Here is a 16729-nt window from a genome sequence, read left to right on the forward strand (position 1 = left end):
AATTCGCCTTTCTGCGTTCGTGCAATTCACTGCATGCGAAGCCGGGCAACGCCGCGTCGGGCCGCGCCATGGATCGCGCCGCCTGGGCGAAAAAACACCGCCACCGCACACTTTTACTCTTTTTACCCTAGATTTTTCGCGTCTTCCAGCGTAGCGTTCAGATTCATTTCCCACGGTTACGTTTCGGGGTAGGGCTATGCCGTTATTCCAAAGACTCCGCGGATTGACCATGCTGGGCGTGCTGCCCCTGCTTGCAGGGTGCAATGCGGTGCTGCTTTCGCCGTCGGGCGACATAGCGCTGCAACAACGCAATCTCATCATCATCTCGACCGGCCTGATGCTGCTGATCATCGTGCCGGTGATCGCCCTGACCCTGCTGTTCGCCTGGCGCTACCGGGCCGGCAACACCGAGGCGCGCTACGAGCCGGACTGGAACCACTCGACCGTGCTGGAGCTGCTGATCTGGTCGGCGCCGCTGCTGATCATCATCGCCCTGGGCGCGCTGACCTGGGTCAGCACCCACCAGCTCGACCCGTACCGCCCGCTGGCACGCATCGCCGACGGCCGCGACGTGCCGCCGGGCACCAAGCCGCTGGTGGTGCAGGTGGCGGCGCTGGACTGGAAATGGCTGTTCGTCTATCCCGAGCAGGGCATCGCCACCGTCAATGAAATGGCGGCCCCGGTGGACCGCCCCATCCAGTTCCAGATCACCTCCTCGTCGGTGATGAACTCGTTCTTCGTGCCGGCGCTGGCCGGCCAGATCTACGCCATGCCGGGCATGCAGACCACGCTGCACGCGGTCATCAACCACCCCGGCGAATACGAGGGCCTGTCCGCCAACTACAGCGGCGGCGGCTTCTCCGGCATGCGCTTTCGTTTCCATGGCCTGGACCAGGCCGGCTTCGACCAGTGGATCGCGCGGGTCAGGCAGGCCGGCGGCGCGCTCGATGCCAGCGCCTACCAGGCGCTGGCGCAGCCCAGCGAGCGCGAGCCGGTGCGCCATTACGCCAGCGTGGCGCCCGACCTGTTCCAGCGCATCGTCGGGCGCTGCGTCGAGCCGGGCCGCGCCTGCATGGACCACGGCAAGCCGTCTCCCGCCAAGGCGCTGGCGACGCAACTGGCCGGGCAGATCTGCCGCGGCGAGCAGGACCTGGTGCTGTAGCGCGCACGCCGCCGGCGTGCGCGCGGGCTTTCATTCATGGCTCACGCGGAAATCGACATGACTGATCAACCGGACCAAACGCTGCTCCTCGGCCGCCTGAGCTGGGAAGCCATTCCGTATCACGAGCCCATCCTGCTGGTGACGTTCATCGTCGTGGCCCTCGGTGGCATCGCGCTGCTGGGCGCCATCACCTACATGCGCGCCTGGGGCTACCTGTGGCGCGAATGGTTCACCAGCATCGACCACAAGAAGATCGGCATCATGTACGTGGTGCTGGGCATCGTGATGCTGCTGCGCGGCTTCGCCGACGCCATCATGATGCGGCTGCAGCAGGCCATCGCCTTCGGCGACAACCTGGGCTACCTGCCGCCGCACCACTACGACCAGATCTTCACCGCGCACGGCGTGATCATGATCTTCTTCGTCGCCATGCCGCTGGTGACCGGCCTGATGAACTACATCGTGCCGCTGCAGATCGGCGCGCGCGACGTGGCCTTTCCGTTTCTCAACAATTTCAGTTTCTGGATGACCGCCACCGGCGCGGTGCTGGTGATGATGTCGCTGTTCGTGGGCGAATTCGCCCGCACCGGCTGGCTGGCCTATCCCCCGCTATCGGGCATCCTGCACAGTCCGGACGTGGGGGTCGACTACTACATCTGGGCCTTGCAGATCGCCGGGGTGGGCACCTTGCTTTCAGGCGTCAACCTGCTGGTGACCATCGTCAAGATGCGCGCGCCGGGCATGACGCTGATGCGCATGCCGGTGTTCACCTGGACGGCGCTGTGCACCAACATCCTGATCGTGGCGGCGTTCCCGGTGCTGACGGCGGTGCTGGCGCTGTTGTCGATGGACCGCTACGTCGGCACCAACTTCTTCACCGCGGACGGCGGCGGCAACGCCATGATGTACGTGAACCTGGTGTGGATCTGGGGCCACCCCGAGGTGTACATCCTGATCCTGCCGGCATTCGGCATCTTCTCCGAGGTGGTGGCCACGTACTGCCGCAAGCGCCTGTTCGGCTACGCCTCGATGGTGTACGCCACGGTGGTCATCACCGTGCTGTCCTACCTGGTCTGGCTGCACCATTTCTTCACCATGGGCTCGGGCGCGAGCGTCAACTCGTTCTTCGGGATCACCACGATGATCATTTCGATCCCGACCGGCGCCAAGATCTTCAACTGGCTGTTCACCATGTACCGCGGCCGCATCCACTTCGAAGTGCCCATGCTGTGGACCCTGGGCTTCATGGTGACCTTCGTCATCGGCGGCATGACCGGCGTGCTGCTGGCGGTGCCGCCGGCCGACTTCGCGCTGCACAACAGCCTGTTCCTGATCGCGCACTTTCACAACGTCATCATCGGCGGCGTGCTGTTCGGCCTGATGGCCGGCATCACCTACTGGTTTCCCAAGGCGTTCGGCTACCGGCTCGACCCGTTCTGGGGCAAGTGCTCGTTCTGGTTCTGGCTGGTGGGCTTCTACCTGGCCTTCATGCCGCTGTACGTGCTGGGGCTGATGGGCGTGACGCGCCGGGTCAACCATTTCGAGGACGCCTCGCTGCAGATCTGGTTCCAGGCCGCGGCGCTGGGCGCGCTGCTGATCGCCCTGGGCATCGCCAGCTTCCTGATCCAGCTGGTGGTCAGCTATCGCCGCCGCGAGGCGCTGCGCGACGACACCGGCGACCCATGGGACGGCCGCACGCTGGAGTGGTCCACCTCGTCGCCGCCGCCGGCCTACAACTTCGCGTTCACGCCGCGCGTGCACGACCTGGACGCCTGGTGGCAGATGAAGCAATGCGGCTACGCCCGCCCGCAGCAGGGCTTCGTGCCCATCCACATGCCCAGCAACACCTGGGCCGGCATCGTGCTGGCCGGGCTCAGCGGCGTGCTGGGCTTCGCCCTGATCTGGCACATGTGGCCGCTGGTCGTGCTGGCGTTCGCCGCGCTGATCGGCGTGACCATCGCCCATACCTTCAACTACCAGCGGGACCACTACGTACCGGCCGAGGAAGTCGTCCGCTGCGAAGCCGCCCGCACCGCGCTCCTGTCCCGACATGTCTGAGCCCACCGCCACCACCCTGCCCCCGTCCGCCCCGGATCCGGAACGCCTGTTCTACGTCCCCGGCGAGCATCACCCGAAGAACGGCACCCTGCTGGGCTTCTGGGTCTACCTGATGAGCGACTGCCTGGTGTTCGCGTGCCTGTTCGCCACCTATGGCGTGGTGGGCCGCAACTACGACGGCGGACCCACCGGCGCGGAACTGTTCGACCTGCCGCTGGTGGCGGTCAATACCTCGCTGCTGCTGCTGTCGTCCATCACCTACGGCTTCGCCATGCTGGAGATGCGCCGCCAGCGCATCGGCGCCACGCAGGCCTGGCTGGCGGTCACCGGGCTGCTGGGCGCCGGCTTCCTGGGCCTGGAGCTGTACGAGTTCGCCCACCTGATCCACCAGGGCGCCGGCCCGCAGCGCAGCGCCTTCCTGTCGGCCTTCTTCACCCTGGTCGGCACGCACGGCCTGCACGTCACCTTCGGCATCGTCTGGCTGGTGACGCTGATGGTGCAGGTCTCCCGCCACGGCCTGATCCCCGAGAACCGGCGCCGCCTGATGTGCCTGTCGATGTTCTGGCACTTCCTGGACCTCATCTGGGTCGGCGTGTTCACCTTCGTCTACCTGATGGGAGTCCTGCCATGAGCGAGCGCACCGAGCACGCGGCCGATCTGCCGCCCCCGCATGGCGCCGGCCATCACCACGAGGACGACGACGGCCCGCACGGCACGCTGGCGAGCTACCTGACCGGTTTCGTGCTGGCCGCGATCCTCACGGCGATCCCGTTCTGGCTGGTCATGGACGGCGTATTCGCCAGCTCGCGCACCACCGCACTGGTTATACTGGCGTTCGCAGTGGTGCAGATCGTCGTGCACCTGGTTTATTTCTTGCACATGGACGCCAAGTCGGAAAGCGGCTGGAACATGCTGGCGCTGATCTTCACGCTGGTGCTGGTCGTGATTACGCTCAGTGGCTCGATCTGGATCATGTATCACCTCAATAGCAACATGATGCCCATGTCCGTGCATGACGTACGGAACATGCCTTGACACATCCCGCGCAGCAAAACGCGGCCGGCGGCCGCGAACCCGCCCCGACGCGCCGACCGCGCGGCGCAGCGACCCTGATCATCCTGGCCGCGCTGGCGGCCGCGCTGTTCGCCGGCGCCTGCGCGCTGGGCGTCTGGCAAATACACCGCCTGGCCTGGAAGCGCAACCTCATCGCGCAGGTCGAGACGCGCGCGCACGCGCCGGCCACGCCCGCCCCGGCGCCGGCCGACTGGCCCGGCCTGAGCAACGCCAATGCCGAATACCGGCGCGTCGCCGCCAGCGGCACCTGGCATTACGCCGGCCAGACCCTGGTGCAGGCGGCCACCGAACTGGGCAGCGGCTATTGGGTCATGACGCCGCTGCGCCTGGACGGCGGCGGCACGGTGCTGGTCAACCGCGGCTTCGTGCTGCCCGAATGGCGCCGCCAGCAGTCGGCCGGCGACGCCGCGCGGCCGGACGCGCCGGCGCGGGTCGAAGGCTTGCTGCGCATGGGCGAGCCGGCCGGCGGATTCCTGCGCGAGAACAAGCCCGCCGCGGAGCTCTGGTACTCGCGCGACCTGCCCGCCATCGCCGCGCGGCGCGGCCTGGGCGAAGTGGCGCCCTACTTCATCGACGCCGATGCCGCCGCCGGCGCGCCGCGCAACCCCGCGCAGGCGCCGGTGGGAGGGCTGACGGTGCTCAGCTTCCCCAACAACCACCTGGGCTATGCCATCACCTGGTTCGGCCTGGCCGCCATGGTGCTCGCGGGCGCGGCCATCGTCGCGCGCCACGAGCTGCGCGCGCGCCGGCGCGGCTGAACGCGCCGCCCGCGTTTGCGCCCGGGCGCCGCGCCTGCTCAAATAGCCTGCTCGGACACCTCCAGGAGACGCCCATGAGTACGGAAAAAACAGCCATCGTCACGGCCGGCGGCAGCGGCATGGGCGCCGCGGCCGCGCGCCGGCTTGCCGCCGACGGCTTTCGTGTCGCCATTCTTTCAGCGTCGGGCAAGGGCGAGGCGCTGGCCGCCGAGCTGGGCGGACTGGGCATGACCGGCTCCAACCTCGAGCCGGCCGACCTGCAGGCGCTGGTAGACGCCACCCTGCAGCGCTGGGGCCGCATCGACGCGGTCGTCAACAGCGCCGGGCACGGGCCCAAGGGCGCGCTGCTGGAGATCGACGACGCCGGCTGGCACGCGGGCATGGACTACTACCTGCTGAACGTGGTGCGCATCGCCCGGCTGGTCACGCCCGTCATGCGCGAGCAGGGCGGCGGCAGCATCGTCAATATTTCCACCTACGCCACCTTCGAACCCGAAGCGGCGTTCCCGACCTCGGGCGTGCTGCGCGCCGGACTGGCCGCCTTCACCAAGCTGTACGCCGACCAGTACGCCGCCGACAACGTGCGCATGAACAACGTGCTGCCCGGCTTCATCGACAGCCTGCCCGAGAAGGAAGACCGCCGCGCGCGCATTCCCATGGGCCGCTACGGCCGCGCCGAAGAGGTGGCCGACCTGATCGCCTTCCTGGCCTCGTCGCAATCCAGCTACATCACCGGCCAGAACATCCGCATCGACGGCGGCATCACGCGCTCGGTCTGAGCGCAGCCGCCCTTTTCAATCCGATCCGGCCATGAGCACGCTCTACACCCTGACCCGCGGCGACGCGCCGCTGGTCGTCAACATCCCCCACGTCGGCACCTGGGTGCCGGCCGAACTGCGCCCGCTGATGCAGGCCGAGGCGCTGGGCGTGCCCGACACCGACTGGCACGTCGACCGCCTGTACGATTTCGTGCGCGCACGCGGCGTCACGCTGATGGCGGCCACCCACTCGCGCTACGTCATCGACCTGAACCGCGACCCCGACGGCGGCGTGCTGTATCCGGGCGCCTCCAACACCGAGCTGTGTCCCACCACGCGCTTTGACGGCGGCCCGGTCTGGCGGGACGAGGCCGCCGGCCATCCGCTGCTCGACGTGGCGGCGCGCCGTCGCCAGTACTTCGACCCCTACCACGCCCAGCTGGCCGCCGAACTGGCGCGCGTGCAGGCGCGCCATGGCTATGCCGTGCTGCTGGACGGACACTCCATCATTTCGCACTGCGCGCGTTTTTTCGACGGCAAGCTGCCCGACCTCAACCTGGGCACCGCCGACGGCGCCAGCTGCCCGCCCGGCCTGCAGCAGGCGGCCGCCCAGGCCTTGCAGGCGGACGGCTTCACCACGGCGGTCAACGGACGCTTCAAGGGCGGCTGGATCACCCGCCACTACGGGCGGCCGGCCGAGGGCTATCACGCCCTGCAGCTGGAAATGTCCCTGTCGGCCTACATGACCGAGCAAGCGCCCTTCCATTGGCAACCGGAACGCGCCGAGCCGCTGCGCCAGGTGCTGGAAACGCTGGTCGCGGCGCTGCTGGCCTGGCGCGCCTGAGGGCGGCGGCGCGCGCCGCCTCTAGCCCAGCTCGCGATAGACCTCCTGCGCCACCTTCAGCAGCGCGTCGCGCTCCAGCTCGCCCGACAGGGCATAGCCGAACTTGCCCTCGACCCAGTAGAACACCCGCACCGGGCCGTCCTGCGTAAAGCGGAAAGCGGTCTGGTCGCCCTGCGCTTCGCGGGTCACGTACAGGGTCAGGCGCTGGCCGCCGGGCCCGCCGTACATGAATTGCGCCACCGGCCCCTGCCCGCCCGGCAGCAGGCGCCCGCCCATCAGGTGGTAGCCGGCCGCCGCCAGGTTGGGCGCGTGCACAGCCGCGCCCAGGCGGCGCGTCAGCCAGGTGACCAGGGCCTGCTCCTGCTCGGCGCCCATCTCGACCGGCCGGCGCACGTCGGCGGCATAGACCGCGTGCGCGACCGCGGCGCGGCGCGCGAACACCATGCCTTCGGCCGCCGCCTGGCGTTGCGCCACGGCCTGGCGCGCATCGAGTTCGCCGCGCACCAGCCAGGCGGCGCTGGCGCTGGTCACGGCGATCGCCAGCCCGGCCGCCAGCATCCCCCAGCGATAGCGCGCCGGCGGCGGCGCCAGCGGCAGGCGCAAGGGCAAGGGCTCTTCCAGCACCGGGTCCAGCAAGGCGCGCAGGCCGGCATTCTGGCGCCGCCAGCCCTCGACCCGCGCATGCGCCTCGGGGTGGGCCGCCAGGAAAGCCGCGACCTCCGCCCGGCGCGCATCGCCCAGCTGGCCATCCGCATACGCATGCAGGTCGGCCTCGCCGATCGGCGCGCCGGGAACATCGAGAACGTGGAACGGGTGCTCGCTCATGTGGCTCTGATCCGCTGGACGGTGCTGGCGGCCGGCGCCTCGGCCTGGGCCTGCAGCAGCGCGGCCAGGCGCTCGCGCGCGCGCGACAGGCGGGACATGACGGTGCCTATCGGCACCTCCAGCACCTGCGCGGCTTCGCGGTAGGTGAACTCCTCGACGGCGACCAGCAGCAGCACCGCGCGCAGGTCCGCCGGCAGCCGTTGCAGGTGCCGGTCCAGGTCGCGCACTTCGAGCCGGTCGGCCTGGGTCGCGCGCACGGGCAGCTCCGGGATCTCGGTCTCGGCCCCGTAATCGGCCTGGCGCTTTTGCGCCCGCAAGCCGTCGATGAATTGATTGTGCATGATGCCGAACATCCAGGCGCGCAACTCCCCGCGCCGCTGCCAGCGCGAAAACCGGCTCCAGGCACGCTCCAGCGTGTCCTGGACCAGGTCATCGGCCCGGTCGCGCTCGCCCGTCAGCCCGCGCGCGTAGCGGCGCAGGCTGGGGATGCAGGCCACGATCAGGGCCTCGTCTTCGGGGCGCATGCGCCGTCAGCCGCGCCGCGGCCCGGCTGCCGCGCCCGGTGCGCGCAGTCTCACGGCTTGATCACGTGCCAGACGTTGTTCTTGTTGTCGCCCGTCTTGTCGCCCGGCTTGGCGTCGGCGGCGAACAGATACACCGGCTTGCCCTTGTGCGCCCACTGGCTGGACCCATCGTCGCGCTTGACGATGCTCCAGTCGCCCTGGGCCTTGGCATCGCCGGCGGCCATCAGGGGCGGCCAGTTCTTGGCGCATTGGTCATTGCAGACGCTCTTGCCGCCGGCGTCCTTGTCGAACGTATACAGCGTCATGCCCTTGGCGTCGACCAGCATCCCGCCCTTTTCCATGGCGGGCGCCTGGGCCAGGGCGGCTCCGGCGTAGAGGGAGGAAACCAGCAACAGTGCTGCGGTATGGCGGATGCTCATGGCGAATCTCCTGGTGAGGTGGGTACATCACCACTACAGACGATAACGCATGGCTGATTATTCCCGCCGGCCGGCGGGTGCTTGTCACTGCGGGGGGAGCGAGGGTGCCTGTCCCCGCCGGGACAGGCACCCCGGGGGCTCAGTCGCGGAAATTCTCGAATTGCAGCGGCAGGTCGACATCGGTCTTGCGCAGCAGCGCGATGACAGCCTGCAGGTCGTCGCGCTTCTTGCCGGTGATGCGCAGCTTCTCGCCGTTGATCTGGCTCTCGACCTTGACCTTGCTGGCCTTGATGGCCGCGATCAGCTTCTTGGCGATGGCCTGCTCGATGCCCTGCTTGATGGTGACCTTCTGCCGGGCGCCGCCCAGGTTCTCGAGCGGATCGGCCACGTCCATGCAACGCACGTCTATACTGCGTGCAGACAAACGGCCGCGCAGGATATCCAGCATCTGCTTGAGCTGGAACGCACTGGGCGCGACCTGGGTAACCACGTAGCCCTCCAGTTCGAAGCTGGCATTGGTGCCCTTGAAATCGAAACGGGTGGACAGTTCGCGGTTGGCCTGGTCGACGGCGTTGGTCAATTCGTGTTTGTCGACCTCGGAAACAACATCGAAGCTGGGCATGGCGCGGGTCCTGTAAAAAAGACGGATACATGATCGGCGGCACGGCCACGGGCGGCCGGCGCCAATGCCCGGCATTGTGGCATGAAACCCTCGCAGCCCGCTTCCCCCGCCTCACGACAAGGAACCCGTAATGCTCTATGCCAGCCTGAAATTCCTGCACCTGCTGTCCATCATCCTCTGGGTGGGCGGCATGGCGTTCGCGCACTGTTTTCTGCGGCCCGCCGTGGCGGCGCTGGAGCCGCCGGCGCGCCTGCGGCTGATGCACGACGTGCTGGGCCGGTTCCTGCGCGCCACCCAGTATGCGGTGCTGATCGTCCTGGCCACCGGCGCCTACATGATGGCCCAGGCGATGGGCGCCGGCCTGGCGCGTCCGCCCGTCGGCTGGCACGTCATGGCCGGCCTGGGCCTGCTCATGGCGCTGGTCTTCGTCCACGTGCGCTACGTGCTGTTTCGCCGGCTGGCCCGCGCCGTGGCGGCGCAGGACTGGCCGGCCGGCGGCGCCGCCATGGCGCCGATACGGGGCTGGGTGGCCGTCAACCTGGCGCTGGCCGTGGTGATCCTGGCCGCGCTGATGCTGGCCTGAGGCCGCCTCAATCGCCCGGCGGCGGCGCGGCGGTCGGGTCCATGTAGACCAGTTCCCAGATATGGCCGTCGAGGTCCTGGAAACCGTGCTGGTACATGAACCCGTGGTCCTTGGCCTCGTTGTAGGTCTTGCCGCCGGCCGCCACGGCGCGCCGCACCATGCGGTCGACCTCGGCCCGGCTGTCCATCGACAGGCACAGCAGCACTTCCGTCTGCGTGTGCGCGTCGCACACGGCCTTGGGCGTGAAGGTCTGGAAAAACGACTCGACCAGCAACATCACGTAGATGTTGTCGTCCACGATCATGCAGGTGGCGTTCTCGTCGGTGAACTGCGGATTGAACGCATAGCCCAGTTGCTTGAAGAACGCGACCGAGCGCGGCAGATCCGCGACCGGCAGATTGACATAGATTTCGGTCGCCATGGTTTTCCTTGGTCGGACATGAAGGCATGCGCCGCGCGGGCTGCATGGCGGCACCCGGTACAGCTTACGACGACAAGGCGCGCCCGGCACCCCCGGGATTGCACCCAGATGACGGTTTATGTCAGCGGCGGGGCAAGGCGCCGGCGGGGTTGACGGCCTTGCCGTCGCGGCGCAATTCGAAATACAGGTTGACCTGGCTGCTGTCGGTGTCGCCCATCTCGGCGATCCGCTGGCCTTGCGACACGCGCTGGCCCTGCTTGACCAGCAGTTTGCGGTTGTGCGCGTAGATGGTCAGGAAGCTGCCGTCGTGGCGCACGATGACCAGGTTGCCGTAGCCGCGCAAGCCATTGCTGGCGTAGGCGACCGTGCCGCCCGCGGCCGCCACCACCGACGTGCCGGCGCTGTTGGCGATGGTGATGCCCAGGACGCTGGAGCCGTTGAATTGGCGCGTGACCTTGCCGTCGGCCGGCCATATCAGCGTAATGCCGCGTATCGGCGCGGCCGGCTTGGCGGGCGCCTGGCCGTCGCTCTTGCCGCTGGCCGCGCGCGGCGGCGGGCTGGCGCTGCCGCCCGTGCCCGGCGGCTTGACGCGCAGCAACTGCCCCTTCTCGATGCGGTTGGCGTTGGCCAGCTTGTTCCAGCGCACCAGGTCGCCGACGCTCTGGCCATGCTTGCGCGCGATGCTGTGCAGCGTGTCGCCGCTTTGCACGCGGTAGAAGGCGCCGCCGCTGCCGCCCGAGGTCGATCCGCACGCGGCCAGCAGCGCCAGGGCCAGCGCCGCCAGCAGCGCGCGCAACGGGCGCCACGGCCGCCCCCAGGCCGCTAAGGGCTCGGATGGCTGGCGGGAACACGCGATTCGGGGCACTGAAAATGGCAGCAAAACAGGGTCGGCGATGGGCGGCGCGCAGGACGCGATGCCCAAGGGTACCAAGAAATTGCCCGATGCTGCGCTGCGCAAGCCGCGCGGCTTGCGTATCCTACCGGTTTCACGCCGCCCGACAACTGCGCCCATGCCCGCCTCCCCACCTCCGCCCGCCCCTGGCACGCCGCCCTCGCAAGCCGAGGCCGGCGGCGTGGGCGAGGTCTTCGGCGCCTTCCTGCGCCTGGGCCTGACCTCGTTCGGCGGCCCGGTCGCCCATCTGGGCTACTTCCGCCACGAGTTCGTGCAGCGACGCCGCTGGCTCGACGACGCCGCCTACGCCGAGCTGGTGGCGCTGTGCCAGTTCCTGCCCGGTCCGGCCAGCAGCCAGACCGGCATGGCGCTGGGGCTGGCGCGCGCCGGCTGGGCCGGCATGGCGGCCGCCTGGATCGCCTTCACCCTGCCGTCGGCGCTGTTCATGCTGGCGTTCGCGCTGGGCCTGGGGCAGCTCGACGGCCTGGCCGCCTCGGGCGCGCTGCATGGGCTGAAACTGGCCGCCGTCGCCGTGGTGGCGCAGGCTGTCTGGAGCATGGGACGCAGCCTGTGCCCCGACCGCGCGCGCCAGGCGCTGGCCCTGGGCGCGGCGATCGCGGCGCTGCTGCTGCCCGCGGCCTGGATGCAGGTCGGCATCATGCTGGCCTGCGGGCTGGCCGGCTGGCGCCTGCTGCCCGCCCTGGCCGCGCCGGCCGGGACGGCGCTGGCCGTCGGCGTGGGCCGGCGCACCGGCCTGTGCGCCCTGCTGCTGTTTGCCGTACTGCTGGCGGGCCTGCCCTTGTGGGCCGCGGCCAGCGGCTCGCCCGCCTGGCAGCTGGCCGATGGCTTCTACCGCGCCGGCGCGCTGGTGTTCGGCGGCGGACACGTCGTGCTGCCCCTGCTGCAGGCCGCCGTGGTGCCCGGCGGCGAGGTGTCGCAGGCCGCCTTCCTGGCCGGCTATGGCGCCGCCCAGGCCGTGCCCGGTCCGCTGTTCAGCTTTGCCGCCTTCCTGGGCGCGCTGCTGCCCGCTCCGCTGGGCGGCTGGCCTGGCGCACTGGCCTGCACGGCACTGATCTTCCTGCCCGGCGCGCTCTTGCTCGTGGGCGCGCTGCCGTTCTGGAACGTCCTGCGCGGCCGGCCGGCGGTGCGCGCCGCGCTGGCCGGCGTCAACGCCGGCGTGGTCGGCATCCTGCTGGCGGCCCTCTACGATCCGGTCTGGACCGGCGCGGTGGCTAGCCGGCCCGATTTCGCCATCGCCGCCGGCGCCTTCGGCCTGCTGGCCTGGGGCCGGCTACCGCCGCTGGCCATCGTCGCGCTGTGCGCCGCCGCCAGCGCGCTGGCCGGCTGAAGTCAGCGCAGCTTGCGGCCCACGCGCCGCCAGCCGATCACCACGCCCGCGCCGCTCAGCAACAGCCCGCCCAGGCTCAGGACGATCAGCACCGCGTCCCAGGCGGGGCGGCGCTGCAGCAGCGGCGGCCAATCCCAGCTGTGCAGGAAGGCGAACAGCCAGCGGCTGACGCGGCGCGGCCGGTCCAGGCTGCCCAGGATCTCGCCGTTGCGCGGATCGACGTGCAGCCAGGTGCCGCGCGGATCGTCGTAGACGACGCGCCATACCGGCAGCGGCTTTTCCACGTGGCCCAGCATCGTGTGCGGCGCGCGCGCGTAGTAGTAACTGTCGTAGCCGTCGAGCACCTCGATGCGCGGCGGCGCGGCGCCCGGCAGCAGCCGCCCGAGCGCCGCGCCCAGGGTGGCCGGCGCCAGCGTGCGCGGCGCCGCGCCGTCGGCCGTGCGCAGCGCCGCCGCGCCCGCCGCGCCATATACCTGCAGCAGCGTCTGGCCGGCCACGCGGGTCCACACCAGTTCGCGCGCCGGCATGGCCACGGCTGGCCCCGCCGGCAGGTTGCCGGCCTGCAGCGGTCCGCCGCGATACGCCGCGCGGTCCAGCTGCGTGGCGCGCGTGCCGAAGACCTGCCACGGATTCATCGACATCAGGCCGCTGAATATCCAGGTCAGCGTGGTCGCGGCGAACAGCAGCCCGGCGATGTGATGCCAGCGCATGAAGCGCTCGCGGTACGGCGAACGGCTGCCGCTGGCATAGGGCCGCGCGAAACGCCAGCGCCACAGGCCCACCACCGTGCCGCTGACGGTCAGCGCCACGCCCAGCACCGACAGCCAGACCACGATGTCGTGCCAATACGCGCCGCGCAGCGGATACAGCCAGTGCAGCCAGGCGCCCACGTAGTTCCAGCCGCGCTCCAGGCGCGGCGCATCGCGCACCACCTCGCCGGTCGATGAGGACACGTACAGGCGGGTACGGGCGGGATCGTCCATCTCGAATACATAGAGCGGGCGATGCGCGTCCAGCGTGCGCGTGTGGGTGTGGGCGTCCTCGTCCACCAGGCCGTCCTCGCGGGCCGCATGGCGAGCGCCGAAGTAGGCCAGCGCGCTGGCGCGCGCCTGCGCCGGCGTGGCGCGTCCCGCCAGTTGCCCGCTGGCCGCGTCCACCCGCAGCGTCCGGCCGCCCGCCAGCGGCACGACCGCGTAGAACGGCTGTCCGGCCCGGCTGGCGGCCAGGCGGATCTCGGCGGCCTGCTCCAGGCCCGCGGCGCGCAAGGCCTGCGCCGGGCCCAGCCGCACCTGCGCGGCATCGAGCCAGGGCAGGTGCGCCAGGCGCTCGGCCGGCGTCAGCTTGGGATAGCCGACATACATCATCACCACGCCGGAGGCGAACCAGAGCACGAACAGCAGGCACAGGCCCACGCCCATCCAGCGATGCAGCAAATACAGCCAGCGCTTGGCGCGCAAGACCAGGGTCGTCATCGCCTGCTCCCTCAGAAGCGCGCCTGCAGCGCGAGTTCGACGCTGCGCGGCGCGCCCAGGTAATACATGGGCGCGCCGGTCACGCTGGCGGCATAGACCTTGTCGGTCAGGTTGCGCACCCGCGCCGTCACGCTGAAATGGCGGTCGATGCGATGCGACAGCGCCGCGTCGAACACGGTATAGGCCGGCGCCCACACCGTATTGGCCGCGTCGGCATAGGTCTTGCCCACGTGGCGCGCCGCCAGGCTGGCGCGCCAGTCGGGCGCGAAGGCGTAGTCCAGCCACACATTGGCCAGCCGGCGCGGCGTGTTGACCGGCACCTTGCCGTTGCGCGAGACCGCCACCCCGCCGACGTTCTGCGAGAAATCGTCATAGCGGGGGTCGACCAGCGCCAGATTGGCCTGCAGCGACAAGGCGCGCGTCAACTGCAATCCGCCGGCCAGCTCCAGCCCGCGGGCAGACTGGCTGCCCACCGGCAGGCTGCTGCCGGGGTTGAGGGGATCGGGCGTGGCGAGGTTCTTGCGCTTGATCTCGTAGACCGCCACGGTCGCCGTGCCGCGGCCGTCCCAGAACGCGAACTTGCCGCCGGCCTCGACCTGGGTGCCGGTGGTCAGCTTGTCGTTGTTCAGCACATCGGCGAAGGTCGCGGTCGACAGCACGCCGGACGGCGGATCGGCGGCGGTAGCGTATTGCGCGTACAAGGTCGCGCCTGGACTGACCTCCCAGTTGACGGCGACGCGCCCCGTGGTCGGGTTGTAGCGGCGCGAGGCATGCCCGGGCGAAGCCGCGCTGGCCGCGCGCCGGTTGGTCAGGTCCAGGTCGATGATGTCGTGCCGCAGGGCCGTCACCAGCGCGACCCCGCCGCCCACTTCGGTGCGGTTTTCCAGCATGAAGGCCAGCGTGCGCACCTTGTTGTCGCGGTCCGGCACGTGGCCGCGCCGCATGCCCGGAATGTCGTAGAACTCGCCCGGGTCGAACTCGTACGGGTCCACGCTGTCGACTTGCCCGGCCACGCTGGTGGGGTAGCGCGTCTGGCGGTTGACGCTGTAGTCGGCGCCGAACGACCAGTCGCTGCGCAGGCCGCCCAGGCTGCTGTGGTACAGGGCTTCGATGCGGTTGCCCAGCAGGCGCTGCTCGTGGCGCTGCAGCAGCGCACCGGAGCGCAGCACCTGGCTGTTGCCCAGGTTGTAGCGATAGGTCTCGAGGTTCTGGAAATCGCGGTCGGCGCGGTAGTAGTACAGCGTATTGCGGAAACTCAGGCGGTCGCTGGCCTGCCACTCGGTCAGCGAACGCAGCCACCACACCGATTGCTCGTACTGGCCATCGTCGACGTTGTAGTTCTTGAAGCGCGTCCCGCCACGGATGTGCCCTTCGCCGCGCACCACGCCATCGCCGTCGGTGGTCAGCGGCGTGCCCCAATACGGCCGGTGCACCGTCTCGTGCTGGTACTCCAGCGCCAGCGTATGGGTCACGCGTTCGCCCAGGTCCGACAGCAGCGAGGCCGCCACCTGCTCGGCGTGCGAGCGGTTGCCGTCGACCCAGCCGTCGCTCGCGTTGGCGTTGGCGTCGATGCGCAGGTACTGGCCGCGCCCGCCCGGCTCGCCGGCCAATTGCCGGTTCAGGCCCACCGATGCCTGGCGCGCGCCGTACGAACCCAGGCGCAGCTGGCCATCGTAGAACGTGTCGCGCTGCGCCACCTTGGTCACGTAGTTGATGGCGCCGCCCACCGCGCCCGCGCCGAACAGGAAGCTGGACGGCCCGCCGATGGCTTCGACGCGGTCGTAGATCCAGCTGTCGATCGGACGCGCGGCGATCACGTCGTACTGCACCGAAATGCCGTTGAACAACTGGCTGACCTGCGAGCCCGAGAAACCGCGGTAGCTCACCGAGCCGGCCGAGCCGGGCGGCGAGGCATTGTCCACGCCGACGATGCCGCGGGCGATTTCCTGCGTGTCGAGCGCGCCGCGCGCCTCGATCTGCTCGCGGTTGATGACGGTCACCGAGGCGGGCGTCTCGCGCAGGGTCAGGCCCAGGCGGCTGCCGGTGCTGTCGACCGCGTCGAGATCCAGCGGACCGTTGGCCTCGGGCGCGCCATGCACGACCACCGTCTCGAGTTGGGCGGGAACCTGTTGTTCCTGCGCGCGCGCGGGCGCGGCAAGCGCCAGCCCGGCCAGGCCCAGGGCGGCGTAGTAAAGGGAAGTCTGTTTCATGATCACACGTTGTGGCGCCGCGCCGGCAGCCGGCGGGCATGTCGATGACGGGCAGCGCGCGGCGCGCCGCCGGCCCGGCCGCAAGGCGGACGGGCACGGCTGGCCGTGGGCGCTGGTCTCGGAGCGTGTGAGCGCGGCGCAAGCCGCGAAAAGGCTGCCGCGCTCAGGCGGCGGCGGGCGGGGCGCGCGGCTGCGCGCCGGTCCAGGCGTGCTGCGACGCCCGGGCAACGTAATAGAGGGGAGGATAGGAAATCGCGCGCGCCGGCAAGGGCTGCACGCGCGGCATCACCGGCAGCAGGGCCAGGTCGCCCTGCGCATGGCGGCAGAACGGGCAATGTTCCAGGTGGCCCAGGCCATCGTGATGCGCGCCATGGCCATCGTGCTCATCGGCCTGGCCCGCGTCGGCCAGCAGCAGCGGCAGCTGCACGGTCGCCGTCCCCTGCTCGGTGCAATAGTCGACCGACAGCGCCAGCGGCGCATGCCGTTGCGGCGCCATCTGCATCAGCAGCGGCGCGCAGGCGGCCCACAGGATCGCCAGCAAGGCGATCCATGCGAGCGGCCTGGCGAGCAGGCGACGAGAGCGCGAGCCGGTCTGAATCATGGTCCGAGATTATAAACAGCGGTTTCCCACGCTCGCGCACAATCTTCTGACAATCTCGTCATGTTGCCCGCCGCGCCTTCCGCCGCCAGTTGGCGGCATTGCGCGGCATTGCGCCGCATGGCGCAGCGATACCCCGGGGACGACGAGGCCGGCGATCC

18 protein-coding genes are annotated in these 16729 nt (G+C 69.9%); 9 read left to right on the top strand and 9 right to left on the bottom strand.

The genetic code is table 11. The features are described 5' to 3' along the window. The first annotated feature begins 196 nt into the window (after window positions 1-196). The 7 genes from cyoA to hutG all read left to right on the top strand — a co-directional run bounded on the left by cyoA (window position 197) and on the right by hutG (window position 6654). Window positions 197-1162 (top strand): ubiquinol oxidase subunit II, encoded by a 966-nt coding sequence (gene cyoA / locus EL288_RS17625; protein ID WP_003809287.1) that lies wholly within the window; start codon window positions 197-199, stop codon window positions 1160-1162. A gap of 57 nt (window positions 1163-1219) precedes the next feature. After that, window positions 1220-3220 (top strand): cytochrome o ubiquinol oxidase subunit I, encoded by a 2001-nt coding sequence (gene cyoB / locus EL288_RS17630; RefSeq protein WP_033448805.1) that lies wholly within the window; start codon window positions 1220-1222, stop codon window positions 3218-3220. Beyond that, window positions 3213-3851 carry a cytochrome o ubiquinol oxidase subunit III gene (gene cyoC, locus EL288_RS17635; protein ID WP_010926126.1) on the top strand — a complete coding sequence of 213 codons (639 nt, stop codon included), beginning with the start codon at window positions 3213-3215 and terminating at the stop codon, window positions 3849-3851. The genes cyoB and cyoC overlap by 8 nt, the downstream gene beginning before the upstream one ends. After that, entirely contained in the window at window positions 3848-4255 is a 408-nt protein-coding gene (gene cyoD, locus EL288_RS17640; protein WP_003809276.1) for a cytochrome o ubiquinol oxidase subunit IV, read from the top strand. The genes cyoC and cyoD overlap by 4 nt, the downstream gene beginning before the upstream one ends. Continuing rightward, window positions 4252-5052: an SURF1 family protein gene (locus tag EL288_RS17645; protein WP_003809264.1), complete on the top strand. Its 801-nt coding sequence runs from the start codon at window positions 4252-4254 to the stop codon at window positions 5050-5052. The genes cyoD and EL288_RS17645 overlap by 4 nt, the downstream gene beginning before the upstream one ends. A 74-nt stretch (window positions 5053-5126) precedes the next feature. Continuing rightward, window positions 5127-5831 (top strand): SDR family oxidoreductase, encoded by a 705-nt coding sequence (locus EL288_RS17650; protein ID WP_003809261.1) that lies wholly within the window; start codon window positions 5127-5129, stop codon window positions 5829-5831. 31 nt (window positions 5832-5862) lie between these two features. After that, window positions 5863-6654, top strand: coding sequence for an N-formylglutamate deformylase (gene hutG / locus EL288_RS17655; protein ID WP_003809259.1), 792 nt, complete (start codon window positions 5863-5865; stop codon window positions 6652-6654). Window positions 6655-6675: 21 nt separating this feature from the next. On the opposite strand, the gene EL288_RS17660 is transcribed toward hutG, so the two are convergent. The 4 genes from EL288_RS17660 to EL288_RS17675 form a co-directional block, all read right to left on the bottom strand. Next, window positions 6676-7479: an anti-sigma factor family protein gene (locus EL288_RS17660; protein ID WP_003809257.1), complete on the bottom strand. Its 804-nt coding sequence runs from the start codon at window positions 7477-7479 to the stop codon at window positions 6676-6678. Next, on the bottom strand, window positions 7476-8003 hold the full coding sequence (locus tag EL288_RS17665) for an RNA polymerase sigma factor (RefSeq protein WP_003809255.1): 528 nt from the start codon (window positions 8001-8003) through the stop codon (window positions 7476-7478). The genes EL288_RS17660 and EL288_RS17665 overlap by 4 nt, the downstream gene beginning before the upstream one ends. A gap of 50 nt (window positions 8004-8053) precedes the next feature. Next, window positions 8054-8422 (bottom strand): COG4315 family predicted lipoprotein, encoded by a 369-nt coding sequence (locus EL288_RS17670; RefSeq protein WP_003809253.1) that lies wholly within the window; start codon window positions 8420-8422, stop codon window positions 8054-8056. 139 nt (window positions 8423-8561) lie between these two features. Further along, window positions 8562-9044: a YajQ family cyclic di-GMP-binding protein gene (locus EL288_RS17675; RefSeq protein ID WP_003809252.1), complete on the bottom strand. Its 483-nt coding sequence runs from the start codon at window positions 9042-9044 to the stop codon at window positions 8562-8564. A 130-nt stretch (window positions 9045-9174) separates the two neighbouring features. Here EL288_RS17675 and EL288_RS17680 point away from each other — a divergent pair, with 130 nt between their 5' ends. Then, window positions 9175-9627, top strand: a complete 453-nt coding sequence (locus tag EL288_RS17680; protein WP_003809250.1) for a CopD family protein — start codon at window positions 9175-9177, stop codon at window positions 9625-9627. A 7-nt stretch (window positions 9628-9634) separates the two neighbouring features. Here the strand turns inward: EL288_RS17680 and EL288_RS17685 are convergent, their stop codons facing one another. After that, window positions 9635-10048: a VOC family protein gene (locus tag EL288_RS17685; RefSeq protein ID WP_003809248.1), complete on the bottom strand. Its 414-nt coding sequence runs from the start codon at window positions 10046-10048 to the stop codon at window positions 9635-9637. A 121-nt stretch (window positions 10049-10169) separates the two neighbouring features. Next, window positions 10170-10844, bottom strand: coding sequence for a peptidoglycan DD-metalloendopeptidase family protein (locus tag EL288_RS17690; RefSeq protein WP_003809246.1), 675 nt, complete (start codon window positions 10842-10844; stop codon window positions 10170-10172). A 214-nt stretch (window positions 10845-11058) separates the two neighbouring features. Between EL288_RS17690 and chrA the strand changes: the two genes are divergently transcribed. Further along, complete coding sequence (chrA, locus tag EL288_RS17695) at window positions 11059-12288, top strand: chromate efflux transporter (RefSeq protein WP_172607927.1); 1230 nt, start codon at window positions 11059-11061, stop codon at window positions 12286-12288. A gap of 2 nt (window positions 12289-12290) precedes the next feature. Here the strand turns inward: chrA and EL288_RS17700 are convergent, their stop codons facing one another. The 3 genes from EL288_RS17700 to EL288_RS17710 form a co-directional block, all read right to left on the bottom strand. Next, on the bottom strand, window positions 12291-13760 hold the full coding sequence (locus EL288_RS17700) for a PepSY domain-containing protein (protein ID WP_010927843.1): 1470 nt from the start codon (window positions 13758-13760) through the stop codon (window positions 12291-12293). Between the two features lie 11 nt (window positions 13761-13771). Beyond that, window positions 13772-15970, bottom strand: a complete 2199-nt coding sequence (locus EL288_RS17705; RefSeq protein WP_033459356.1) for a TonB-dependent receptor — start codon at window positions 15968-15970, stop codon at window positions 13772-13774. A gap of 163 nt (window positions 15971-16133) precedes the next feature. Further along, complete coding sequence (locus tag EL288_RS17710; RefSeq protein ID WP_010926122.1) at window positions 16134-16571, bottom strand: DUF2946 domain-containing protein; 438 nt, start codon at window positions 16569-16571, stop codon at window positions 16134-16136. Window positions 16572-16729 lie beyond the last annotated feature (158 nt).

Source organism: Bordetella bronchiseptica, assembly GCF_900636925.1.
Classification (GTDB): Bacteria; Pseudomonadota; Gammaproteobacteria; order Burkholderiales; family Burkholderiaceae_B; genus Bordetella; species Bordetella pertussis.

Coding starts and splice junctions, on each gene's coding strand:
- EL288_RS17680 (WP_003809250.1), top strand. CDS start 9,175: ATGCTCTATGCCAGCCTGAAATTCCTGCACCTGCTGTCCATCATCCTC.
- hutG (WP_003809259.1), top strand. CDS start 5,863: ATGAGCACGCTCTACACCCTGACCCGCGGCGACGCGCCGCTGGTCGTC.
- cyoB (WP_033448805.1), top strand. CDS start 1,220: ATGACTGATCAACCGGACCAAACGCTGCTCCTCGGCCGCCTGAGCTGG.
- EL288_RS17665 (WP_003809255.1), bottom strand. CDS start 8,003: ATGCGCCCCGAAGACGAGGCCCTGATCGTGGCCTGCATCCCCAGCCTG.
- cyoD (WP_003809276.1), top strand. CDS start 3,848: ATGAGCGAGCGCACCGAGCACGCGGCCGATCTGCCGCCCCCGCATGGC.
- EL288_RS17650 (WP_003809261.1), top strand. CDS start 5,127: ATGAGTACGGAAAAAACAGCCATCGTCACGGCCGGCGGCAGCGGCATG.
- EL288_RS17705 (WP_033459356.1), bottom strand. CDS start 15,970: ATGAAACAGACTTCCCTTTACTACGCCGCCCTGGGCCTGGCCGGGCTG.
- cyoA (WP_003809287.1), top strand. CDS start 197: ATGCCGTTATTCCAAAGACTCCGCGGATTGACCATGCTGGGCGTGCTG.
- EL288_RS17700 (WP_010927843.1), bottom strand. CDS start 13,760: ATGACGACCCTGGTCTTGCGCGCCAAGCGCTGGCTGTATTTGCTGCAT.
- EL288_RS17660 (WP_003809257.1), bottom strand. CDS start 7,479: ATGAGCGAGCACCCGTTCCACGTTCTCGATGTTCCCGGCGCGCCGATC.
- EL288_RS17710 (WP_010926122.1), bottom strand. CDS start 16,571: ATGATTCAGACCGGCTCGCGCTCTCGTCGCCTGCTCGCCAGGCCGCTC.
- chrA (WP_172607927.1), top strand. CDS start 11,059: ATGCCCGCCTCCCCACCTCCGCCCGCCCCTGGCACGCCGCCCTCGCAA.
- EL288_RS17675 (WP_003809252.1), bottom strand. CDS start 9,044: ATGCCCAGCTTCGATGTTGTTTCCGAGGTCGACAAACACGAATTGACC.
- EL288_RS17685 (WP_003809248.1), bottom strand. CDS start 10,048: ATGGCGACCGAAATCTATGTCAATCTGCCGGTCGCGGATCTGCCGCGC.
- EL288_RS17670 (WP_003809253.1), bottom strand. CDS start 8,422: ATGAGCATCCGCCATACCGCAGCACTGTTGCTGGTTTCCTCCCTCTAC.
- cyoC (WP_010926126.1), top strand. CDS start 3,213: ATGTCTGAGCCCACCGCCACCACCCTGCCCCCGTCCGCCCCGGATCCG.